Source organism: Desulforhabdus amnigena (assembly GCF_027925305.1).
GTDB classification, from domain to species: domain Bacteria; phylum Desulfobacterota; class Syntrophobacteria; order Syntrophobacterales; family Syntrophobacteraceae; genus Desulforhabdus; species Desulforhabdus amnigena.
Genome location: NZ_BSDR01000001.1, coordinates 300726 through 321635 on the forward strand (window position 1 = coordinate 300726; position 20910 = coordinate 321635).

Consider the following 20910-nt stretch of genomic DNA (forward strand, 5'->3'; position numbering starts at 1 on the left):
GGCTGTTTGCATTGGGTCATTGGAGATACAAGAATCAAAAATTTCGGTCGCCACAAAAACCATGAAAAGCAAAGCGTTGACTCTTCATTCCCACATAGGGACTCCGCGGCTCAACCCTGTAAAAATGCCTTAATCTGCTGTCCCACCTGTTCGTCCGTGTAAGAGTTCACGGAGAGTGCATGCTGATAGCATGTCGCCGCACAGACGCCGCAGCCTTTGCAGGCAACGGGAATGACCCTCACCTTGCGCCCCTTTTCGGTGCGCACGATTTCAAGGGCTCCGTAGGGGCAGAGTGCAACGCAGAGCCCGCAGCCGCGGCAGGCATCTTCATCCACCAGAGTGGAAACAATGGGTTCGGCCGTCATGATTCCCTTGGAAAGGGGAATGGATGCCCGTGAAGCCGCACCCAGTGCCTGGGAGACAGCTTCCCGAACGGTGGCCGGGTAGTGAGCGTTTCCGCAAAGGTAAATGCCGTCCGTAGCAAAATCGAGAGGTTTCAGCTTCACATGTCCTTCCAGGAAGAACTTGTTTTCATCCAGGGAGATGCGAAGCAGCTTCGAGATGGCCTCATTGTCTTCCCCGGCAATCAGGGGAGTCGAGAGGACAACGAGGTCCTGGGGCAAAGCCAGTTCCCTGCCGAGCAGGTGGTGGTAGACGATCACCTTGCCGGGTTCCACTCTGGGTGGATCGTTCTGGTCGTATTTGATGAAGATCACTCCCAGTTCCTTGGCGTGTTGGAAGAGAGCTTCGTTTTCCACGCCGTAAGCCTGAATATCCCGGTATAGGATACGGACGCCCGTTTGAGGACTCCGTTCCTTGATGACAATGGCATTTTTGATGGCCACCATGCAGCAGATGCGCGAACAGTACTTGCGTTCTTCGTTGCGGGCTCCTGCGCACTGAATCATGACCACATTTTGGGCATTGAACGTACCGGCCTTGAACCGTTCTTCCAGTTCCAACTGGTTGATCACGGTCTTGCCGTCGTAGTTGAAAAGCCCCACAGGTTTGAGTACTTGAGCGCCCGTGGCCACGATGATGACACCCACTTCGAAGTTGTCCGTGTTGCCATTGGACGTTGCCGTGACATTGAAGTGCCCGATGTATCCCGCCACCTCATCGATTTGGGTCGAGGTCATGAGGCGGATTTTGGGATGTTTTTTTACCAGCTCCGCCTGCTGGGCGGCAAAAGTCCCCGCGTCCACGTTGGAAGGGGCCAGCTTGTCCAGTTGGAGGAGCAGTCCTCCCAACTGGGGAGTCTTTTCCACGAGCACCGTTTCATAGCCGCGGTTGGCCAGGGCGAGGGCGGCGGTCATGCCGCTGATTCCGCCTCCGATGACCATGGCTCTCGGGTTCATCTCCGACTGAATGGGTTCCTGGGGTTCCAGCAGTGCGGCCTTGGCCACTCCCATGCGAATGAGATCCTTGGCCTTCTCCGTACCACGCTCCCTTTCCTGCATGTGCACCCAGGAACACTGGTCCCGAATATTGACCATTTCGAAGAGATAAGGGTTGAGTCCTCCCTCGCCGCAGGTTCCGCGGAAAAGGGGTTCATGGGTTCGGGGTGTACACGAAGCGACCACCACCCGGTTGAGATTTTCCTTCTTGATGGCATCCTTGATCTCGTTGATGCCGCTTTCAGAACAGGTGTAAAGGTTTTCTTTGACATAGACAACGTTGGGCAGCGTTTTGGAATACTCAGCCAACTCCTTTACGTTCAGATAGCCGGCTATGTTGCTGCCGCAGTCGCAAACAAAAACACCAATGCGAAGTTTTTCAGCCAATTTAGCACCTCATGATGAAGCGAAAGGCCAGAAGCTGAGGCGAAAAGAACGGCAGCAGAGGGATTGCCCGCTTTCCGCCGAATGCCGCTTGCATTTCGAGATTATCCCACTGCTTCTTTTTTCTCGACTTTTGCCGGCGGGGCCACTACTTCGGCCGCCCGGGCCGCAGCGCTGCTTGCCTGAGCCACCGACTCGGGAATGTCCATGGGGCCCTGAGCACATCCGCAGGTGAAAATTCCAGGCCGCGTGGTGTCCAGGGGGGACAGGGGATCCGTTTTGAAAAACCCGTTTGCATCGAGTTCCACGCCGAAAAGCTCAGCCACCCTTGGCGTGCCCTCCGTGGGAACGCAGGCGGTCGCCAGCACCACCAGGTCGAAGGCTTCGTGCTCCACCTTCCGGCTGGTAGTGGATTCGTACCAGACGATGGGATTGTGGGCTTCATCCTCGGTGATTTCCGCCACGCGCCCTCGAACGTACTTGATATTGGCCTGCTTGCCGCCGCGAAGCTTGTACTCTTCGAAGCCCCGTCCCACAGCCCGAAGATCCATGCAGAAAATGGAGGAGGTTACCGAATTGTCGTGTTCATGCGCGATCATGGCCTCTTTGACCGAGTGCATGCAGCAGTAGGAAGAGCAGAAGCGGTTGAACCTGAAGTCCCTCGATCCCACGCATTGGATAAAAGCAAGTTTCTTGGCCGTCTGTACCGTAGCCTTCTTCTGCTGCAAAACGGCCAACTCTTTTTCCAGGGCATTCAGTTTTTCCGCCGTTTCCGCCCAGCTCAAAAGGTCAGCGTCGCTGCCAGCGCTCCCCGATTTGACGGCTTCAATCACTTCAGCCGAGGACTTGCCGTGTTTGTCTTCGAGAGCCTTGACCTGGCGGCCGAGTTTCTTGACTTCCTTTTCGGTTTCCTCGGCATCTTTTTCGATGAGGAGGTCCGACGGCCGGTCCAGGTGGCCGGCGGTGGGGCCGCTGGCGCTCAGGAGCCGCTCGAATTCCAGGGCAGTGACAACATTGTTGATGCGGTCGTAGCCGTATTCGGGAATGACCGACGGGTCGAAGACGTCGTAGCCCGTGGCAAGAATGATGGCCCCGGCCTCCAGTTCCAGGATGGCGTCTTTCTGATCGAAATCGATGGCCTTGGCCTGGCAGACTTTGGCGCAGACGCCGCATTTCTTGCCCTGTCCCAACTGTCTGCATTCGGCGGCATCAATGGTAAAAACGGAGGGAATCCCCTGGGGGAAGTATTTATAGATGGCTTTGCGCTTTCCCATGCCTGCATTGAAGGCATCCACCACCATAGTGGGGCATTTTTCCGCACAGGAACCGCAGCCGGTGCAAAGGTCTTCGTTGACGTAACGGGCTTTTTTTCGAACTCTTACTTTGAAGGCTCCCACATCTCCACTCACCTGCTCCACTTCACTGTAGGCAAGGAGGTTGATTCGAGGATGTCGACCGACATCCAGCAGCTTGGGCGAAAGGATTCAGATAGCGCAATCGTTTGTGGGAAAGGTTTTATCCAATTGAGCCATCTTTCCGCCAATGCTGGGCAGCCTTTCGACCATGTGGACCTGGATGCCCATTTCGGCCAAATCCAGGGCCGCCTGTATGCCGGCGATTCCACCGCCGATGACTAATACATCGCTGTTGCTCACAATTCACCTCTCTCGGGTTGGGAATCAGTGATCGATGATCTGTGGTCGAAAGCCAGGGGAAAAGGTGGATGGCATGCTGCAGCGTCCACTTTTTTCCCGGTCTGCAACCACATCACGTTTTATCAAAAATCGCATGTTCCATCAGACCGGGCTTACCCTTCCATGGTTTCGGCTATGAGGGCCGTCAGGTCCTTGATTTTCAGGTCCAAATCTATATTGCTCAGAGCGCAGCTCAGGTGGATCTGGCATTTGGGACAGGCTGTGATGAGGGTGTCCGCACCCGTCGCCCTGGCTTCCCGCAACCGTTCCACCTGGATTTGCTTGGATCCGCTCGAGCAATTGGCCCAGCCGCTTGTTCCGCAACATACCGCATTTTCCCTGTTGCGTTCCATTTCCACAAAGTGACTGTTGGCGACTTTCTTGAGGATATTTCGGGGGCCCTCGAATATCCTGGCCATGCGTCCCAGTCTGCACGGATCGTGAAAGGTGTAGGTGCCGCTTCCGTTACTCAATTTCAAAGCCCCATCCGCCACCAACCGTTCCACGAAGTCATAGAACTGGATGACCTCGAAGCCCAATTCCCCCACATGTTCGGGATAGTGGTGTTTGAAGGTGTAATAGCCCTCGGGGCAGTTGAAGACCACCCGTTTGGCTCCCGACTGACGGATCAGGTCCACGTTGCGCCGGGCCAGCTTCCTGAAAACTTCCGGTTTGCCGTTCCAGAGCATATCGTGGCCGCAGCAGGCTTCTTCGTCCGAAACCACGGGCACGATTCCCGCTTTGTTGAGGATTTTGATGACCTGCCTGCTGATGGTCAAGCTGTCCACTCCGATGTCGCGGAATATGACGTCAAAGTAAGGCATACATCCTACGAAAAAGAAGGTGTCTCCCTTGTCCGTCACCTTGCCGGCCTCATGGGCCCAGCCCGTCTTCTTCTGATGGATTCCCTGAGTCTGCAATTCCATGATGGTCTGCAGCATTCCGTGATGCGCCAGAACAGGAGTGGTGCCGGCCTTGGTGGCTTCTTCCCGCAGAACGCGCATGAATTCGGGGAAATTGATGTTGGTGGGGCATCGTTCGTAGCAGCGGCTGCAGGTGAGGCAGGACCAAAGCTCCCGGTCATGGAGCAGTTCATCGCCCAATTCCAGCATGGCCTTTTCCACGATGAGCCGGGGTGAAAAAGTGGGTTGAACACGTGATACGGGGCAGCTTCCGGTGCAGACCCCGCAATCGAGACAATAATACGTCTGATATTTTTGTACGGCTTCTTCTATATTCATGCGGCCACTCCAAGGGAGGATTTTCCGAGCTTCTTGATCTTGTCGGTGAAGGAAGTGACGATTTCGGCAAAACGGCCGCCCTCGGCCGAAGAAATCCACTGAAGTTCCAAACGTTCATTGTCGATGCCCATGAGATTGAGCAGTTCGCGGGTCATGTCCACCATTCGGGCGGCTTTTTCATTACCATCCAGGTAATGGCAATCGCCGATGTGTCAGCCGGCCACCAGAATGCCGTCCGCACCCAATTGAAACGCCTTGAGGATGAAATCCGGAGAAACGCGGCCGGAACACATGACCCGAATCACCCTGATGTTGGGAGGGTATTGCAGCCGGCTGACTCCTGCCAGGTCCGCACCGGCATACGCACACCAGTTGCAGCAGAAGGCAATGATTTTCGGTTCAAACTCCGTACTCATAGTTTTGCATCCTTTGTCTGTTTTAACCTTTCACCCATTTGGCAAACCGCAGATGACGCAGGGGGTAAGAGAGCGGATCTTTTGCCCCTTTATGCTCTGCGCTCTCTGCGGTGAACATTGTTTTATTTGCAGAGCGCCGCCTCTACCATGGAGAGGACTTCCCGGTCATTGAAATGGCGGATGGCCGCAGCCCCTGTGGGGCATGCCACGGCGCAGGCTCCGCAACCCTTGCAGAGGGCTTCCTGAATGCGTGAAACAACGACGTCTTCACTCTTCTGGATCAGCTGAGGCGCTCCATAGGGGCAGACCTCCACGCATTTGCCGCAGCCCCGGCAGAGCCCTTCGTCCACACTGGCGACCACGCCTTCGACTTCGATGCTCTTCTGGGAAAGAATCGTGGCCGCTCGAGCCGCCGCAGCCTGAGCCTGAGCGATGCTCTCGTCGATGGACTTGGGGTAGTGAGCCAACCCGCATACAAAGAGCCCTTCCGTGGCAAAATCCACGGGCCGAAGCTTCATATGCACTTCCAGGAAAAACTTGTCCTGGCTGAGAGGCACCTTGAACATCTGCCCCAGTTCCTCCGCTCCACGGGTTTCTATGGCGGTGGCCAGGGTGATGAAGTCGGGGGTGAGGGTAATGGGACGCTGCAGGATGTGGTCCATGACCGTGACTTCCAGGGTTCCCCCCTTGCCTTCCTTCACGACGGGTTTGTTTTCTAAGTTATAGCGGATAAAAATCACGCCGCGCTTGCGGGCTTCCTTGTAAAGGTCTTCACGCTCGCCGTAGGTGCGGATGTCGCGGTAAAGAATGTAGACATCCATATTCGGGTTGCGTTCCTTTAGTTCCACAGCCTTTTGAACCGAAAAGGTACAGCAGATTTTGCTGCAGTGGGGGCGTTCCGGTTCGCGAGATCCCACGCACTGAATGAAAAGAGCGCTTTGGGCATTTTTCACCAGGTCGCTTTCCCAGGCCGCATCCAGGTCGTGCCAGCGGAACACGCGATCGTTTTTGCCGTAGAGGTATTCGTTCGGCTTGATGGAATGGGCTCCCGTAGCCAGAATCGTGACCCCGTGTTCCAGTTCCTTCTGACTTTCGGTGCCATTGGAAGATACGGTCGTCTTGAAATTGCCCACATATCCCGCAACATTTTTCACCTGCGTCTTCAGATGCACCTGGATGTTGGGGTTGGCTGTCACCTCCTGAACGAGACTCTCGACGAAAGCCGGTACATCCTCGTTTTTCCAGGTGCGGTGAATCTTGAGGGCATGTCCGCCGAGGCGGTCTTTCTCTTCGACGATATGAGCCTTAAATCCCTGTTTTGCCAAAGTGAGGGCGCTCACCATGCCGGCAATGCCTCCGCCCACCACCAGGGCCGATGGATTCACCGGCACCGAAGGATTGGGGAGGGGTTCGATGAGGGCGGCTCTGGAAACAGCCATGCGCACCAAGTCCTTGGCCTTTTCTGTGGCCGCGTCGGGATCAGCGGCGTGAACCCATGAACACTGATCGCGGATGTTGGCCTGTTCAAACAGGTACTTGTTGAGAGAACTGTTCCGAAGGGTTTCCTGGAAAAGGGGTTCGTGAGTACGCGGGGAACAGGCGGCGACGACCACCCGGTTGAGGTTCTGTTCCTTTATGACGTGAACCAGTTTGTCCTGAGCGTCCTGCGAGCAGGAGAAAAGGTTTTCCTGAACGTAAACGACATTGGGAAGCGTCTTGGCGTATTCCACGACTTCCGGCACGCGCACGACGTTTGAAATGTTGACCCCGCAGTTGCATACGAAAACACCGATACGCGGCGGTTCCGTGCTCACATCCCTTTCCTCGGGGAAGGTCTTCGCCTTGACGAGGGTGTTGCGTGATGAAGCGAGGCGACTTGCCGCTGCGCCTGCTGCAGCTGAGGCTTCCATCACGGCCAGAGGAATGTCCTTGGGACCCTGAAGGACGCCGCAGGCGTAAATACCGGGCCGTGATGTGGCGACGGGCGAAAAACTGCTCGTGGCGGCAAAATGGTAATGGTCGAGTTCAATCCCGAGCTTTCTCGCAAGTTCCCGCACTTCCGGCGTGGATTCCAGCCCTACCGAGAGCACCACCATATCGAATTCTTCTTCCCTCATGATGCTGTTGTCGTCCACAAAACTCAGCCGGAGATTTTCCGAACGTGCCACGCGTTCGACGCTGTGGACACGGGACCGGATGAAGCGGATTCCGCTTTCCTTCGCACGGGTGTAATACTGTTCGAACTCTTTCCCATAAGTACGCATGTCCATGTAAAAGATGGCCGCATCCAGATCGCCCTTGGCGTGTTCCCTGGCGATGACGGCCTCCTTGATGGCATACATGCAGCAGACACCCGAACAGTAACCATTGTCACAGTGATTGATATCTCTCGATCCCACGCATTGGAGCCAGGCGATCTTTTTGGGCTCTCCCGCGGCAGCTTTCTTTTCCTTCAGGGAAGCGGCCAGGGTTTCCTGGCTCTTCAGCTTTTCCAGCAGGTCTGGAGAAGGTTCCCCTTTCTCTCTTTGCTGCTTGACCTGTCGATCCAACTTCTGCAGCTCCTTTTCTGCATTGGCGATCTCTTCCTTCAAAGATAGTTCGGAAGGCCGCTCCAAATGACCGGCACTGGGTCCTCCCGCGCTCAGGAGCCGTTCGAACTCCATCGCCGTGACCACATTGGGATACCGGATATACCCGTAGGTGTCAAACGGGCTCGGATCAAAGGCCTGGAAGCCGGTGGAGAGAATCACCGCCCCCACGTCGAGGTCCAGGAGCTGTTCTTTTTGATCGTAATTGATGGCATCTGCAGGACAGACCTTGGCGCAAATTCCGCACTTCTTGCCATGTCCCAGTTGACGGCAATTCTCCGAATCGATGGCGTAGGCGGAAGGGATGGCCTGAGCGTAGTACTTGAAAATGGCCTTGCGTTTGCCGAGTCCCGCATTGTAGGCGTCGATCACCACTGTGGGGCACTTTTCGGCACAGGCACCACAGGAGATGCATTTATCGAGATCTACATAGCGAGGTTTTTGGAGGACTTTTACTTGAAAATTTCCTTCTTCACCGCTGATGCTTTCCAATTGAGAATTGGTGAGAAGGTTGATGTTGAGGTGCCGGCCGACCTCGACCAGCTTTGGAGAAAGGATTCACATTGCGCATTCATTGGTGGGAAACGTTTTGTCCAGTTGAGACATGCCTCCGCCGATGGCCGGGCCTTTTTCCAGAAGATGCACATAATATCCCGAATTGGCCAGGTCCAAGGCCGCCTGCATGCCTGAGATTCCCCCACCGATGACTAAAACCGCACCGATGGTACTGCTGCCTAGCTCTTTGGTCGCCATAATTCCTCCCGAGCAAAGTTGACTTCGAGCCTGAGGGGCGTTCGCAAGGACATAAACGCCGCCCTCATTCTAAACTTTTACGTTCCTACCGTTCATATTGCCGGTTGATTAAAATTCAGATTTATGGAATGTCATCTTACTGGGTGTTACTTTGAAGATCAATAGGGATAACAACTAGATACGCTTTGGATAGTCCCCGGATTTGCCTACTGCCAGAAGGTTGAGCAACATGCGCAGCGTGATCAGAGTGAGAAGCCAAACAACGTGATTATTCTTACATGAAATGAACTGAGTTTCAATACATTTGAAAACATCAAAAAGATTTTCTTCAGGTTCCCTTCAGCTTTGGCATGAATCTGCCTGGATCCTCGATTCTTCCACTTTTGCAAGCAGAAAAAATATGCCGCGGGTATATCCGGCTCCTTTGAGGAATACTTGCAGGCTCAGCAATGGGCTGATCTCAAGAGACGGGAAATCACCCTCGAGTGATGGCGTTCTTAGTGCTTGCATCCGAATATCCATCTCACATATAGTACCGCGAGAAGAGTCAGAAATTATTCTATCCCATTATCAAATATCAAGAGCGGCTCTTTGCAAATTTTATTTAAAAAAATCACGGAGGAACTGAAAATGGCGGTGGCCAAAAAAATGCTCCAGTTCATGGAGAGCGGGTCATGGATCCGTAAGATGTTTGAGGAAGGGGCGCGTCTCAAAAAAATTCACGGAGATGAAAATGTATTCGATTTCAGTTTGGGGAACCCCAATGTGCCCCCCCCTGAAGTTGTGAAGCAGAAGCTCTTGGAAATTGTGAACAGAGATGAACCGAATTTGCATGGTTACATGCCGAACGCGGGGCTCCTCCAGACCCGTGCCGCCGTTTCTTCTTATCTGTGTGGGGAATATGGCGTTCCCATGGAGCCTCAGCACCTGGTTGTCACCTGCGGAGCTGCGGGAGCCCTCAATATCGTGCTCAAGTCCCTGCTGGATCCCGGCGACGAAGTCATCACTCCAGCCCCCTATTTTGTTGAATATTCCTTTTATGCCGACAACCATGGCGGAACTCTCAAAGCGGTTCCCACTCTGGAGGATTTCACCCTCGACCTGGATGGAATGGAAAAGGCTATAGGCCCCAGGACGAAAATCATCCTCATCAATTCACCCAACAATCCCACGGGGCAGATTTATACGGACGCATCTCTCCAGAAACTGGGGGAAATCCTCTCTCGAAAAAGTAAGGAATACGGCCATTCCATTTACCTGGTTTCCGATGAGCCCTACCGCAAGATTGTCTATAACGGAACTGAAGTGCCCTGTATTTTTAAGTTTTACACTGACAGCCTGATCGCAACTTCTTATTCCAAGGATCTTTCTCTTCCCGGAGAAAGAATAGGTTTTGTGGCCGTTTGTCCCCAGGCGGATGGGGTGGCAAAGATTGTGGACGCGCTCTCGCTGGCAAACCGTATTCTGGGATTTGTGAATGCCCCCGGGTTGATGCAGAGGTTGATCTCCGAACTTCAAGGCATCTGTGTCGATGTAGACATTTACAAGCGCAAGAGAGATATCCTTGCCAATGGCCTGATCGAGTCGGGATATACGTTGACTGTTCCTCACGGTGCATTTTACCTCTTTCCCAAAAGCCCTTTGAAAGATGACATTCAGTTTGTCAGACTCCTGCAGGAAGAGAACATCCTGGTGGTACCTGGAAGTGGTTTTGGAGGTCCAGGCCATTTCCGTATCGCTTATTGTGTGGATGACCACACCATAGAAAAATCCTTGCCGGGATTCCGACGGGCATTTGAGCGGGCACAAGGCGCAGCTTAGGAGTAGTGCGTATGCAGAAGAAAATTTTTGTTCAGAAAAACCTTCACTCCGCCGGAAACAGATCGTACGCAAAACTCTTGCTTTGGGCTGCTCTGAGCCTCATCATTTTAGTACTCATCGCTCCCTTGTTCAGCCGTCACAGCAAGGAAAACCGGGAGGCGCTGAAAAGGCCCGATTCCGACAAGGGAATGGTCGTCAAAGAAATTCCCCGGTCCCTTGAATTGCTCAAGGAAAACGGGGGAGAAGGTCAGACCGCCAGCGTGGAGGTTCCTACCCCCCCTCGTTCTGAGCATCCTACGGATCAAGGTTTGAGTCGTCCGCCCGAAGCAGAAGTCACGCAGCAGGCGACGTCAATGGAAACAAGGCCGGCTGTAGGGGAAGCCCAAATGGCGGATAAGGCGCAGCCTTGGGTTGAGATGCCAAAGCCCGTCGATACCGCTGCGGTCAAGGAAGCGATTCCCCTGCCAGCTCCTCCTGGTGTGACGCAATCCGCTTCTCAAGAGGAAAGTGCAACGGTAAAGGAGAAGACGGCAGCTCCGGCAGAGGGAAAGGTAACGTCCGTTTCCCCGGAAACGGCGAAGGAAAAAAAGAGCAAAAAGGCTTCCGCCGCAGTAGAAACCAGGAAGACTTCCACGGCCAGAGGCTTGGCGGCCACTTCAGGGACTTTAACGAAACCTTCTCCCTCCGGAGGTCCCATGAATTATTCCGTACAGGTTGGGTCATTTAAGGACAAGCAGAATGCTGAGGAAATGCAGCAAAATCTTCAGAAAAAAGGATACCAGGTCGTCATGAAGCCGACCATGCACCCTAAACTGGGACAGATTTATGTGGTGCAACTAACGCCTGTCGGAGATGTTCGTAAAGCCAGTACCCTGGTGGAACAGATCAGGAATGAAGAGAGAGTGAAGCCCATCATCGTTAAAGTTCCGCAAGAAGAGCAGTAAAATTTTGTGGATTGAGGAGGCCGACACCGATTGTCGGCCCTCCTGTTCTCTTTCCTCTGAACCACAGAAACACGGAGGTTTCAATTGAAAGTCTTTCTCTGTGCCTCCGTGGTTTATATAGCAATGTTGCAATAAAAGGTTGCAATGAAAAGGGGAGGGGAAGCGCTGCGAAACGTTAAAGATCCCACTTCTTGAGTCGGTCGATCGTTTCGTGGTGTGTCAGATTGTAGTGAATGGGAGTTACCGAAATACATTTTTCGGCAATGGCTACGGAATCAGCAGACGGGTCGGTATCTTCTCTGACCGCCGTATTTCGAAGCCAGTAATAGACATGATTGCGCGGGTCGGTGCGCTGATCGTAGCTTTCCACACATTGCATGTTTCCCTGGTGAGTGACCCTCACTCCCTGAATTTTTTCGGCGGGTACGTTAGGGACATTGACATTGAGGGAAACCCCTTTGGGGAGGCCTTCGCGTTGAATCCTGCGAATGAGTTTGGGAACAAATTCGGTCGCCGCGCTGAAATCCCTGGTGGTGAAGGAATCTATGGACACCGCCACTGACGGAATGCCCAATACTGCGGCTTCCGTGGCAGCGGAAACAGTCCCGGAGTAGATTACATTCACCCCGACATTCGCTCCGAGGTTGATGCCCGAAACGACGAGCTCCGGGGGCGGCTTGAGGAGTTCAGTGACGGCTATTTTGACACAATCTGCAGGAGTGCCGTCCAGCCCATATCCGAAAAAGCTTCCGTTCCGGTATACAGGTTCCACCCGAAGAGGGTGAAGCCAGGTAATGGCATGTCCCACGGCGCTCTGTTCCGTTTCCGGAGCGACTACCGTTACCTCATGTTCTTCGATGAGAGCCAGATAAAGAGCTTCAATTCCTTTGGCATAAATTCCATCATCATTCGTCAAGAGAACTCGCATAAGATTCTTCTCTGTTTTCTCTTTCCTTTTTCAGGTTTTTGGCAGCTTCAATTCCTGCTTCCAGGGCCTTTTTGTTGAGCTCTTCCGTACCGGCCGGTACGCGGGCCAGAACGGCAGTTTCCAGGCTGCTCAGGGAAACCACTTCCGTGAGAAAAGCCAAGGCTCCCAAGGCTACAATATTGGCAATCATTTCCTTCCCCAATTTTTCCCGGGCGATTTGAGTGAAAGGAATGGGAAGGGCTCTGGTTGAAGGAAGTTGTTTGACATAGGTCGAATCGACGAGCAATATCCCATTGGGTTTCAAATCAAAAATGTAGGAATCACAAGATTTTTGATTCATTGCAAGGAGCACGTCGGGCTTGATCGCCTTCGGATAGTCGATCTCCTCGTCACTGATCACGACTTCCGCCTTGCTGGAACCTCCACGGGCCTCGGGGCCGTAGCTTTGGGTCTGGCACACATTCTTGCCGTCGTGGATGCCGGCCGCTTCGGCCAGAATAATGCCGGCCATGATCAAGCCCTGGCCTCCAGAACCGGTCAGGCGCACTTCATAACGTGACATATAAATGAAATCCTTCAAGATCGGAGTTACGGAATCGATTGTTCATCCTCATCAGGGCAGGATGGATCGACCTGTGGCCGCCATTGTCTTTGCCGCCTCTCGAATTTTCTTGTATTCCTGAGTGTAAACGGGAAGATCTCGGTCGACAAGAACGCCGATGGTGAATTTTCCCTTCATTTCTTCTTTACTGAGGGATGAGGCCTTTTCGATTCGGACGGCGGAATCCCTCTGCCAACGCATCATTTCCACTGGTCCTCCCATCTTATTCTTACGGCCGAAATGCGTATGGCAATGGCTGATGACTTCCACGACGGAAAAGCCCCGCTTCATGATGGCCTTTTCGATCAGCTCATCCAAAAGGGCCGCGTGGTAGACCGTTCCCCGCGACACCATGCTCGCTCCCGCCATCGCCGCCAGCTCGGCAATGGAAAAGGCCTGTTCAATGTTGCCGTAAAGGGATGTTGCCGATATGGATTCATAAGGTGTTGTGGGAGAATACTGTCCGCCGGTCATGCCATAAATGCTGTTGTTCACCACGATGGCCGTGAGGTTCAGGTTGCGCCGGGCAGCGTGGATGAAATGGTTTCCTCCAATGGCGGTGGCATCTCCGTCTCCCATGATCACGATGACCTGAAGCCGGGGGTTGGCGAGCTTGATGCCCGTGGCGAAGGTGAGGGCCCTTCCGTGAGTCGTGTGGACCGTGTTGAAATCTACGTAGACGGAAATCCTTCCCGAGCAGCCTATGCCGGAAACCAGGGCGATATCGTCCTTTTCGAGACCCGTCCGGTCAATGGCGCGAATCAATGCTCCCAGAAGGATTCCATTCCCGCATCCCGGGCACCACACGTGGGGAAACTTTTTGTCGTGCCGCAAATATTTGTAAACCAGCCTGGTCTCTTCCGCCATTGCCGTTCCTCGAATATCTATTTGAGATTGAAAATTCACGCTCCTGCGGAGGGGCTTCATTACCCTTTATCTAAAGCTTGAGCAGTCGGGTCAAAATTTCGCCGGGGGTGAGGAGCGTGCCGTCGATCTTGTTCAATGTTTCGATTCTCGTTACTCCCTGATTGACGCGTTTGACTTCGCGCGACATCTGTCCCATGTTGAGTTCGGGGACCAGAACCGCTCTTACTTTGCGCAGAAGGGGTTCTATAATTTGGCGAGGAAACGGCCACAGGGTTATGAGCTGAACCAGCCCCGCCTTGATGCCCCTTTGACGGGCTTCCCGCACAGCACGACGAGCCGAGCGGCAAACGGAGCCATAAGCGATGACCAGGACTTCAGCATCTTCAGTCATTTCTTTGTTGACCATTTGAATGTCGAAAAAGTGCTGGTTGATTTTGCGGAAGATCCGTTCCATGAAAGGGACGATCTCGTCCGGGCGCTGAGTCGGGAATCCCCGCATGTCGTGAATGAGACCTGTCACATGGTAGCGATATCCTGCGCCGAAACTGCTCATGGGAGGAACTCCCCGGCTGTTGTTCTCAAAGGGAATATACCAGTCCGGAGGCATATTGGGGCGAATTCTCTCGATCACCTCCACTTCTTCCGCATGGGGAATGCTGATTTTTTCTCGAGTGTGGGCTACGACTTCATCGGCCAGAAGAATCACCGGAGTTCGGTACTTTTCAGACAGGTTGAATGCCTTCACGGTGATGCTGAAGCAGTCCTGGGTGGTGGAGGCGGCAAGGACAATGATGGGGTGGTCTCCGTGGGTTCCCCAACGCGCCTGCATGACGTCTCCCTGGCTCACATTGGTGGGAAGGCCGGTACTGGGTCCCCCCCGCATCACGTCGACTATGACGCAGGGAACCTCAGCCACACAGGCGTACCCCAGGTTTTCCTGCATGAGAGAAAACCCCGGTCCGCTCGTGGCTGTCATTGCCTTGACTCCAGCAAGAGAAGCTCCTATGACGGCACCCATGCTGGCGATTTCATCTTCCATCTGAATGAAGGTTCCATCCACTGCCGGCAGCCGGTAAGACATGGCCTCGCTGATTTCTGTGGCAGGAGTGATGGGATAGCCTGCAAAAAATCGGCAACCGGCAACGATGGCTCCCTCCACAATGGCTTCGTTTCCCTGGAGAAGAACCTGGCGCCCGGCGGGTTTTGTAGAGATCAAAGCGTTGACTCCTTATCAAAAAGCCTGAGGCGGATAGAACACATGTCCTTCTTCTCGGGGCATTGACTGAAATTCCACGTTCCTCAGTCTTCTTCTTGTTCCAGTACTTTTCTGTTCTTTCGAACTCGAACACTGATGGCGAAATCCGGGCAGTGAATTTCACACCAACCGCAACCGGTACACCGGTCTGCGTCTTTCACGAAGGGTGAACCGTCTGCATCGAGTTCAATACAACCCCTGGGGCAGAAGGCAGCGCATATCCCGCAGGACTTGCACCAGTCCCTGAATATATCTATATCAAATTGCTTTCTGGGTTTTTGAGAGAGACAGGACTTATCGCCTTCCAGAGAAGGAGATAGAGCTGCTTGATCCTGCTGCTCTTCGCTTTTTTCCGCATCTGTATTCTTGGTCATATGGATTCCCTGAACCATGGATTTCGATCTGCCATTGCAATCCATTAGCCCATATTCTAACGATTTTCAACCGGCAAAAAAATAGCTCAACCTGCCTCTCGAGGACCTACGGCAAACCATGAAGGTCATGCGGGAAGAGCCTGACAGTATTTCCGACACATTGGGAAGCGAAAATGGCCGGGCAGATTGCGTTCCAGTTTCAAAAGAATTATAAACATTCAACCGAGTATCGTCTTCCATCTTTATCCATTTTGCATTCAGGACAGGAATTATGAAAATCAATGCGTTGGATGCCCACTGCCATGCCGATCTACTCATGTATTACGAACCTCTTTTTCACGATCGCTACAGGGAGTTGAAGTGCGGAGCTATCACCTGGTCTTATCTGGAAAAGATCGATTCGTGGAAATCTTACCCGCAATACTGGGACAAGCTGGGGCGACTGTGCAGGAGTTTCGGTTGCGAGGAGAGCCCTTTTTTCTATCTCGTGGGGATCCATCCGCGGTCCATAGCAGAAGATCTGCAAGGTTTTTCAAGTCTCCCTGAACAGATAACGGATTCCTTGTCGGCTCATTTGAAAGACCCCCTCTGTTTAGGGCTCGGTGAACTCGGCCTGGACGCCGGAACCCAGCTGGAAGAGAAAATCCTCCGGCTTCAACTGGATTGGGCACTGGAAAACCTTCCCGGTTCCAAGCGGATCGGCATTCATACACCGCGTCACGACAAGGTGAGAATAACTCGTGAAACCTTGAGCCTGCTTGAAGATTACGTTCCCCTCCATGCCAGGGTCCTCGTGGATCATGTGACTCCCGAGACCTGGTCTTTTTTTCAGAACAATTCGTATATGGTGGGAATGACTTTGCAGGATGGAAAAACCTCTGTCGAAGCCTTTCTCCAGTTCGTGCACACTCATCGGGACATCATGCACCGCATCATTTTGAACAGTGATGGTGCAAGAGGGCTTTCAATGCCTTTTCTGCAGTTGTTGGATGAGCCGAACCTGTTGGATGGGGCGTTGCGCCGTATGGTTTTTTTGGAGAATGCCTTGAGGTTCTATGACTTATCTTTGCAGGAATAAGGTGAAAAGGTCGCTGAGATGAAAGCCGCCTCCTTCAGGAACCGGGTAGACCTTCCTTGTATTCCTCTTTAAGATTGAGAAAAATGCGATCAATTGTAGGGCTTTCATTCCTTTTCTGTGCTATATTTATATAAAAAGGCTCATAATTTATGCTAACATAGCTTTATAAAAGCGTTTCCCGCTTTCCCTATTGCCTTGCGTCTCTTTGCCTTTTTTCCTTTTTCGTTGTGGCCGTTCCGGTCATGGGGGTTAATAGATAGGTTTTGTTCACTGTTTCAATGACCAAAGAATTTTTTCCAAATGGCGGGGGATTTGCATGTCTTTAATGCCGGTAAAGGAACGCTCGATTTTCATAGAAGAAGACGCTCCTCGCGATGGAATTCAAAACGAGTCCATACCCTTCACCCTCGAAGAACGCATTTCTCTCATCAATGCGCTTTCATCGTGCGGTTTTAAGCGCATTCAAATCGGCTCTTTCGTCAATCCTCTGCGGGTTCCTCAAATGGCGGATACAGAGAAGCTCTACGAACGCATCGAGCATTATCCTGAAGTATCTTACTCCGCCCTGGTGCTCAATGAGAAGGGTTTGGAAAGGGCTCTTGCGTGTGGTATGGAACATATTTCCTTTTTCATTTCTGCAAGTGAAACGCATAGCCGCAAAAACAACAATTGCTCGGTAAAGGAAGCTGTCGATCGAACTCGAGGACTGCTGGAAAAAGCCAAGAGCCGTGGAGTTCAAGTCCAGGCCGGAGTCATGAACGCATTCGGGTGCCATTTTGAGGGGAATGTGCCCCCTGAACGGGTCCTGGAAATGATCCGGATATTTGTGGCATGCCACGTGGACGAAATCAACCTCGCAGATACGGCCGGCCTGGGAAATCCAAAGCAAGTGGAAGATCTGATAGAAAGAGTGAGGGATATCTCCGAACTTCCCATATCCCTCCATCTTCACGATACCTATGGCTTTGCCCTATCCAATGTTTATGCTGCCTGGAAGATGGGGGTCGATCGTTTTGATGCCTGTTGCGGCGGCCTTGGCGGATGCCCTTTCATTCCAGGTGCAGCGGGCAATGTGGCTACGGAAGATGTTGTCCATCTCTTTGAATCGATGGGTATATCCACTGGAGTTTCCCTCGAAAAGCTTGTCGCCGTCGTTCAAACTATCGAAAAGAAGCTCGGACGTTCTCTCCCCGGTCACTATGCTCGAACGCATTGCCGTACTCTTCAGACCTCCTGAGGGAGGATAGGAATTAGTGGAACGTCCATTACAGGGTTCACAAATCCAGGGGTATCGATTTTTGCATAGGTCGCTGTTTGAGAGAATTCATGTAAATTAGCAGGAGAGAGATTCGCTATGAAAACGGTTGCAGGAGCATTGATATCATTTGGGGTTGTCCTTTTTTTTCTGACTTCGTGCACCACGACACCGCCGCTGCAGCTTAAAACCGGAGAAATGAGGTTGCTCAGGGTGGAAATGCCCGAAGTCATCGAGGAGGACCTTCCTTATGATGTTGTGGTGACGTTTGAGGCGCAAGGTGAACCTGAAATCAAGAACGCATGCTTTCAGTGGCTGACCGAAACAACAGCTGTTAAATCTCCGTCCCTCTATTGCTACGCAAGTGAGGTTCAGGACAATGCGCCCATAGGATCCAGCTGCTCCCGATGGTTGGCTGAAGGGCGTTATTCCCGGTCCTCACCTATATTTTGTGCCAAAATCGTGAGTGTCGACCGCGGCATCCCAAGCCGGTTCATTGTGAAGATCCAGTCCCAGAATATCGAGCTCCATTATAATAAATTGGAATGTTACGCCGAATACCTCCAGAATGGAGAGCTGAAACAGACCAACAGAGTGGGGACAAGGATCAGAGTGGAGCAATAGGGAAGGATGGCTGCCAGACTTTTTCATGTTGTTTCTTTATATAACAACAGGATTATTTTATTTAAAAGCAGCGGCCACGGAAAAGGAGCCAGCGATGCCTTCAAAAAAGGGTGAGGTACCAGGTCGGGAGGGGATAAATCTTTTCAGAATTGCCGGGATTCAGATTACCATTGATTTTTCTTGGTTTATTATTTTCATTCTGATATTGTGGAGCCTATCGGTCGGGTATTTTCCCAAGGAGTTTCCGGGGCAAAACGCCCTGGCTTATTGGTTTGCAGGTCTTATTGCCACTCTCTTGTTTTTCTTATCCGTTGTCATTCACGAACTCTCTCATTCGCTCATGGCCATCCGCCTGGGGATGAAGATCAATGAGATAACCCTCTTTATCTTCGGAGGAATTTCAAAATTATCAGAAGAGGCCCGAACGCCTCAAGACGAATTTAAAATCGCCGTAGTGGGCCCCCTGAGCAGTTTTGCCTTGGCCATTGTTTTTCGGGGAGCTGCAGGTGCATTGACGGCATTACAGTTTTCGTTCATGGCGGCAGTTTTTTCGTATCTTTCATGGATCAATGTTGCGCTGGGTGTTTTTAACCTGATTCCAGGATTTCCTCTGGATGGCGGTCGGGTCCTGAGGGCGTTTTTGTGGTGGAAAACGGGTTCCATAGCCCGGGCCACAAAATGGACATCGGACATAGGAAAGGGATTCGCCGTTGCGCTCATGGTGATAGGGACGTTCCAGATCTTTTCCGGGAGGCTCCTGGGGGGCATCTGGATGATTTTTATCGGTATGTTTCTAAGATGGGTTGCTGAGGGAGGGTATCAGGAAGTTCTCATTCGGCAGGCTCTTGAAGGTGTTTCTGTCCGGGAAGTGATGGTCACCCAGATGGTGAGTGTGTCGCCTGAGATGAAGGTCAGTGACCTTATTTCTTCTTTTTTCTTGAAATATGGATACACGGGATATCCCGTGATGGAAAACGATGAAATACTGGGGGTCGTTTCTCTATCTCAGGTGAAGGATCTTACCGATGAGGAGAAGGAGAACAGGAAGGTTCGGGAGATCATGACTGCCCTGAGCAAAGAGATCTGTGTGGGGCCTGAAGATTCATTGGCCGATGCTCTAAAAAAGATGATTCAGCAAAACATGAGTCGCCTTCTGGTCCTGGATAAAAATCAAGTAGTTGGACTCATTACTAAAACCGGTCTTTTTCGCTTCATCGAGATCAAACGCTTGTTCGAGGGCTGATTTGCTTTCCAAGCAGGTTCCATTCAATCGTTTTGTTTTTGGCTTGGTCTTCCGGAAGGGTCTCTTTACGCATTGCTCTGCGGGTATCGAATCGTCCAACGTGATGAATACATTGGGAGAGCAGGCGGACGATTTTATGCGGGATAAAAGGAGGAACAAAGCGGCGCTCCTTGAAAAGTAAACGCATCGCTTTTTTTCATAGGGAAACGGAGGAAGGTTATGTCAAGCGTGTACAAATTCATTGAGTTGGTGGGGACCAGTGAGACTTCTTGGGAAGATGCGGCAAAAGTGGCTGTCGAAACTGCCGGGAAGACCCTGAGAGAATTGAGAGTTGCTGAAATCAGCCAACTGGATATGAAGGTTGAAAACGGGAAGGTTTTGGCGTATCGCGCCAAGGTGAAAATCTCTTTCAAGTATGAAGCTGGTTCTTAACGGTTCAAAAGAGGATTTGAATTCGGTACATCAAAAGGCATCTGAAACCATTTGAAGGATAGGATTGCGCTACGAAGACTGCAGCACAATTCCATGCCAAGGGAAAGTTACTGTGTGCTGTAAGAATGAGTGACACCGTTCCTGCGGTCGTGTGCCGCTTTGTTCCTCAACATGTAAAAGGGGCTTTGTGTCACTTTTTAAAGATTTCTTCTTCGATTGAAAGGATGGGACCATGTTTCCCTCTCGGACCCTCATTTATGGAACATCGCTCTCCTCCCATGCAATTTCGCTCAATCCCGGAATTTCGCTTGACAGCGCCGTAACAATCTCTCCCCATGGGATGTGCTCTTTACTGCACAGGCGGAACCGATAGGTTACGGTTCGCGTGAGAAGGTTGTGATGATAATTTACAAAGCGAATATCCATGCCGGAAAACCTGGCCAGTATTTCCCTGATCTTCTTGAGGGGCTTGTTTTCGCTGGGGCAGGTCAGGCTGAGGATTGTGAAAATATCATGTAAAAACAGGTACTTCAGAAAACGCAGGTTGTAGAGGATGATCAGACTGATGAGGGTTGTGTAGACGGCTGGAAGCACATATCCGGCACCGATCGAGAGGCCGATTCCGGTTACCAGCCAGAGACCCGCCGCTGTAGTCAATCCTCTGACGGTACCTCGCCCTTTGATGATGGCGCCCGCTCCCAGGAAACCCATACTGGCGATGGCGTAAGAAGCAATTCTCCCGGGGTCCAGACGCACCACGGAATTCATGTTAAAATGATGAAAAATCTCCTCCATATGGAGGGAGAGCATCATCATGAGGCAGGAGCCCATGGCGACCAGGAGATTGGTTCGAAGCCCTGCGGATTGCCCGTGAGATTCCCGTTCAAAACCTATGGCGCCGCCGAGTATCGCAGCGAGAAGCAATTTAGCCAACCAGACAATTGAGTCGTACAAATCGGTCATATATTCTTCAGGTCATATTCCTGCTGAGCCGAATTACCAGGAAAAAGCTGGA

Annotated in this window: 18 protein-coding genes; 7 read left to right on the forward strand and 11 right to left on the reverse strand. The window is 52.1% G+C overall.

Translation table 11 applies throughout. From position 1 onward, the window contains the following. Window positions 1-110 precede the first annotated feature (110 nt). The 5 genes from QMG16_RS01385 to QMG16_RS19480 all read right to left on the reverse strand — a co-directional run bounded on the left by QMG16_RS01385 (window position 111) and on the right by QMG16_RS19480 (window position 8473). Window positions 111-1784 (reverse strand): CoB--CoM heterodisulfide reductase iron-sulfur subunit A family protein, encoded by a 1674-nt coding sequence (locus QMG16_RS01385; protein WP_281791872.1) that lies wholly within the window; start codon window positions 1782-1784, stop codon window positions 111-113. Window positions 1785-1885: 101 nt separating this feature from the next. Continuing rightward, the gene (locus QMG16_RS01390; RefSeq protein WP_373878647.1) at window positions 1886-3436 is read right to left on the reverse strand and encodes an FAD-dependent oxidoreductase; all 1551 of its coding nucleotides are present in this window, start codon (window positions 3434-3436) and stop codon (window positions 1886-1888) included. Between the two features lie 152 nt (window positions 3437-3588). After that, entirely contained in the window at window positions 3589-4716 is a 1128-nt protein-coding gene (locus QMG16_RS01400) for a (Fe-S)-binding protein (RefSeq protein ID WP_281791875.1), read from the reverse strand. Further along, window positions 4713-5132: a hydrogenase iron-sulfur subunit gene (locus QMG16_RS01405; RefSeq protein WP_281791876.1), complete on the reverse strand. Its 420-nt coding sequence runs from the start codon at window positions 5130-5132 to the stop codon at window positions 4713-4715. The genes QMG16_RS01400 and QMG16_RS01405 overlap by 4 nt, the downstream gene beginning before the upstream one ends. 122 nt (window positions 5133-5254) lie before the next feature. After that, window positions 5255-8473, reverse strand: coding sequence for an FAD-dependent oxidoreductase (locus tag QMG16_RS19480; protein WP_373878648.1), 3219 nt, complete (start codon window positions 8471-8473; stop codon window positions 5255-5257). Window positions 8474-9103: 630 nt separating this feature from the next. Here QMG16_RS19480 and QMG16_RS01420 point away from each other — a divergent pair. Both QMG16_RS01420 and QMG16_RS01425 read left to right on the forward strand, forming a co-directional pair. Continuing rightward, window positions 9104-10294, forward strand: a complete 1191-nt coding sequence (locus QMG16_RS01420) for a pyridoxal phosphate-dependent aminotransferase (protein WP_281791879.1) — start codon at window positions 9104-9106, stop codon at window positions 10292-10294. An 11-nt stretch (window positions 10295-10305) separates the two neighbouring features. Further along, complete coding sequence (locus tag QMG16_RS01425) at window positions 10306-11238, forward strand: SPOR domain-containing protein (protein WP_281791880.1); 933 nt, start codon at window positions 10306-10308, stop codon at window positions 11236-11238. A gap of 175 nt (window positions 11239-11413) precedes the next feature. Here QMG16_RS01425 and surE read toward each other — a convergent pair whose 3' ends face one another. The 5 genes from surE to QMG16_RS01450 all read right to left on the reverse strand — a co-directional run bounded on the left by surE (window position 11414) and on the right by QMG16_RS01450 (window position 15263). Next, the gene (gene surE / locus QMG16_RS01430; RefSeq protein ID WP_281791881.1) at window positions 11414-12166 is read right to left on the reverse strand and encodes a 5'/3'-nucleotidase SurE; all 753 of its coding nucleotides are present in this window, start codon (window positions 12164-12166) and stop codon (window positions 11414-11416) included. After that, window positions 12144-12728, reverse strand: a complete 585-nt coding sequence (locus QMG16_RS01435) for a 2-oxoacid:acceptor oxidoreductase family protein (RefSeq protein WP_281791882.1) — start codon at window positions 12726-12728, stop codon at window positions 12144-12146. The genes surE and QMG16_RS01435 overlap by 23 nt, the downstream gene beginning before the upstream one ends. A gap of 51 nt (window positions 12729-12779) precedes the next feature. Continuing rightward, window positions 12780-13634, reverse strand: coding sequence for a 2-oxoacid:ferredoxin oxidoreductase subunit beta (locus tag QMG16_RS01440; protein ID WP_281791883.1), 855 nt, complete (start codon window positions 13632-13634; stop codon window positions 12780-12782). 70 nt (window positions 13635-13704) lie between these two features. Continuing rightward, window positions 13705-14847 carry a 2-oxoacid:acceptor oxidoreductase subunit alpha gene (locus QMG16_RS01445; protein WP_373878700.1) on the reverse strand — a complete coding sequence of 381 codons (1143 nt, stop codon included), beginning with the start codon at window positions 14845-14847 and terminating at the stop codon, window positions 13705-13707. Window positions 14848-14933: 86 nt separating this feature from the next. Further along, window positions 14934-15263 carry a 4Fe-4S dicluster domain-containing protein gene (locus QMG16_RS01450; protein ID WP_281791885.1) on the reverse strand — a complete coding sequence of 110 codons (330 nt, stop codon included), beginning with the start codon at window positions 15261-15263 and terminating at the stop codon, window positions 14934-14936. A gap of 271 nt (window positions 15264-15534) precedes the next feature. On the opposite strand from QMG16_RS01450, the gene QMG16_RS01455 reads away from it, so the two are divergent. The 5 genes from QMG16_RS01455 (at window position 15535) to QMG16_RS01475 (ending at window position 19895) form a co-directional block, all read left to right on the forward strand. Continuing rightward, the gene (locus tag QMG16_RS01455; protein ID WP_281791886.1) at window positions 15535-16341 is read left to right on the forward strand and encodes a TatD family hydrolase; all 807 of its coding nucleotides are present in this window, start codon (window positions 15535-15537) and stop codon (window positions 16339-16341) included. Window positions 16342-16657: 316 nt separating this feature from the next. After that, window positions 16658-17578, forward strand: a complete 921-nt coding sequence (locus QMG16_RS01460; protein WP_281791887.1) for a hydroxymethylglutaryl-CoA lyase — start codon at window positions 16658-16660, stop codon at window positions 17576-17578. Between the two features lie 117 nt (window positions 17579-17695). Continuing rightward, on the forward strand, window positions 17696-18220 hold the full coding sequence (locus QMG16_RS01465) for a hypothetical protein (protein WP_281791888.1): 525 nt from the start codon (window positions 17696-17698) through the stop codon (window positions 18218-18220). A gap of 94 nt (window positions 18221-18314) precedes the next feature. Next, window positions 18315-19463: a site-2 protease family protein gene (locus QMG16_RS01470; RefSeq protein ID WP_281791889.1), complete on the forward strand. Its 1149-nt coding sequence runs from the start codon at window positions 18315-18317 to the stop codon at window positions 19461-19463. A 219-nt stretch (window positions 19464-19682) separates the two neighbouring features. After that, window positions 19683-19895: a dodecin family protein gene (locus QMG16_RS01475; protein WP_281791890.1), complete on the forward strand. Its 213-nt coding sequence runs from the start codon at window positions 19683-19685 to the stop codon at window positions 19893-19895. 255 nt (window positions 19896-20150) lie between these two features. Here the strand turns inward: QMG16_RS01475 and QMG16_RS01480 are convergent, their stop codons facing one another. Next, a complete protein-coding gene (locus tag QMG16_RS01480; RefSeq protein WP_281791891.1) occupies window positions 20151-20858 on the reverse strand; it encodes an MgtC/SapB family protein in 708 nt (235 codons plus the stop codon). Between the last annotated feature and the right edge of the window lie 52 nt (window positions 20859-20910).

What these genes read in the sequence shown, in the direction of transcription:
- QMG16_RS01400 (WP_281791875.1), bottom strand. Translation starts at nt 4,716, where the DNA reads ATGAATATAGAAGAAGCCGTACAAAAATATCAGACGTATTATTGTCTC.
- QMG16_RS01420 (WP_281791879.1), top strand. Translation starts at nt 9,104, where the DNA reads ATGGCGGTGGCCAAAAAAATGCTCCAGTTCATGGAGAGCGGGTCATGG.
- QMG16_RS01425 (WP_281791880.1), top strand. Translation starts at nt 10,306, where the DNA reads ATGCAGAAGAAAATTTTTGTTCAGAAAAACCTTCACTCCGCCGGAAAC.
- surE (WP_281791881.1), bottom strand. Translation starts at nt 12,166, where the DNA reads ATGCGAGTTCTCTTGACGAATGATGATGGAATTTATGCCAAAGGAATT.
- QMG16_RS01435 (WP_281791882.1), bottom strand. Translation starts at nt 12,728, where the DNA reads ATGTCACGTTATGAAGTGCGCCTGACCGGTTCTGGAGGCCAGGGCTTG.
- QMG16_RS01440 (WP_281791883.1), bottom strand. Translation starts at nt 13,634, where the DNA reads ATGGCGGAAGAGACCAGGCTGGTTTACAAATATTTGCGGCACGACAAA.
- QMG16_RS01450 (WP_281791885.1), bottom strand. Translation starts at nt 15,263, where the DNA reads ATGACCAAGAATACAGATGCGGAAAAAAGCGAAGAGCAGCAGGATCAA.
- QMG16_RS01455 (WP_281791886.1), top strand. Translation starts at nt 15,535, where the DNA reads ATGAAAATCAATGCGTTGGATGCCCACTGCCATGCCGATCTACTCATG.
- QMG16_RS01460 (WP_281791887.1), top strand. Translation starts at nt 16,658, where the DNA reads ATGTCTTTAATGCCGGTAAAGGAACGCTCGATTTTCATAGAAGAAGAC.
- QMG16_RS01465 (WP_281791888.1), top strand. Translation starts at nt 17,696, where the DNA reads ATGAAAACGGTTGCAGGAGCATTGATATCATTTGGGGTTGTCCTTTTT.
- QMG16_RS01470 (WP_281791889.1), top strand. Translation starts at nt 18,315, where the DNA reads ATGCCTTCAAAAAAGGGTGAGGTACCAGGTCGGGAGGGGATAAATCTT.
- QMG16_RS01475 (WP_281791890.1), top strand. Translation starts at nt 19,683, where the DNA reads ATGTCAAGCGTGTACAAATTCATTGAGTTGGTGGGGACCAGTGAGACT.
- QMG16_RS01480 (WP_281791891.1), bottom strand. Translation starts at nt 20,858, where the DNA reads ATGACCGATTTGTACGACTCAATTGTCTGGTTGGCTAAATTGCTTCTC.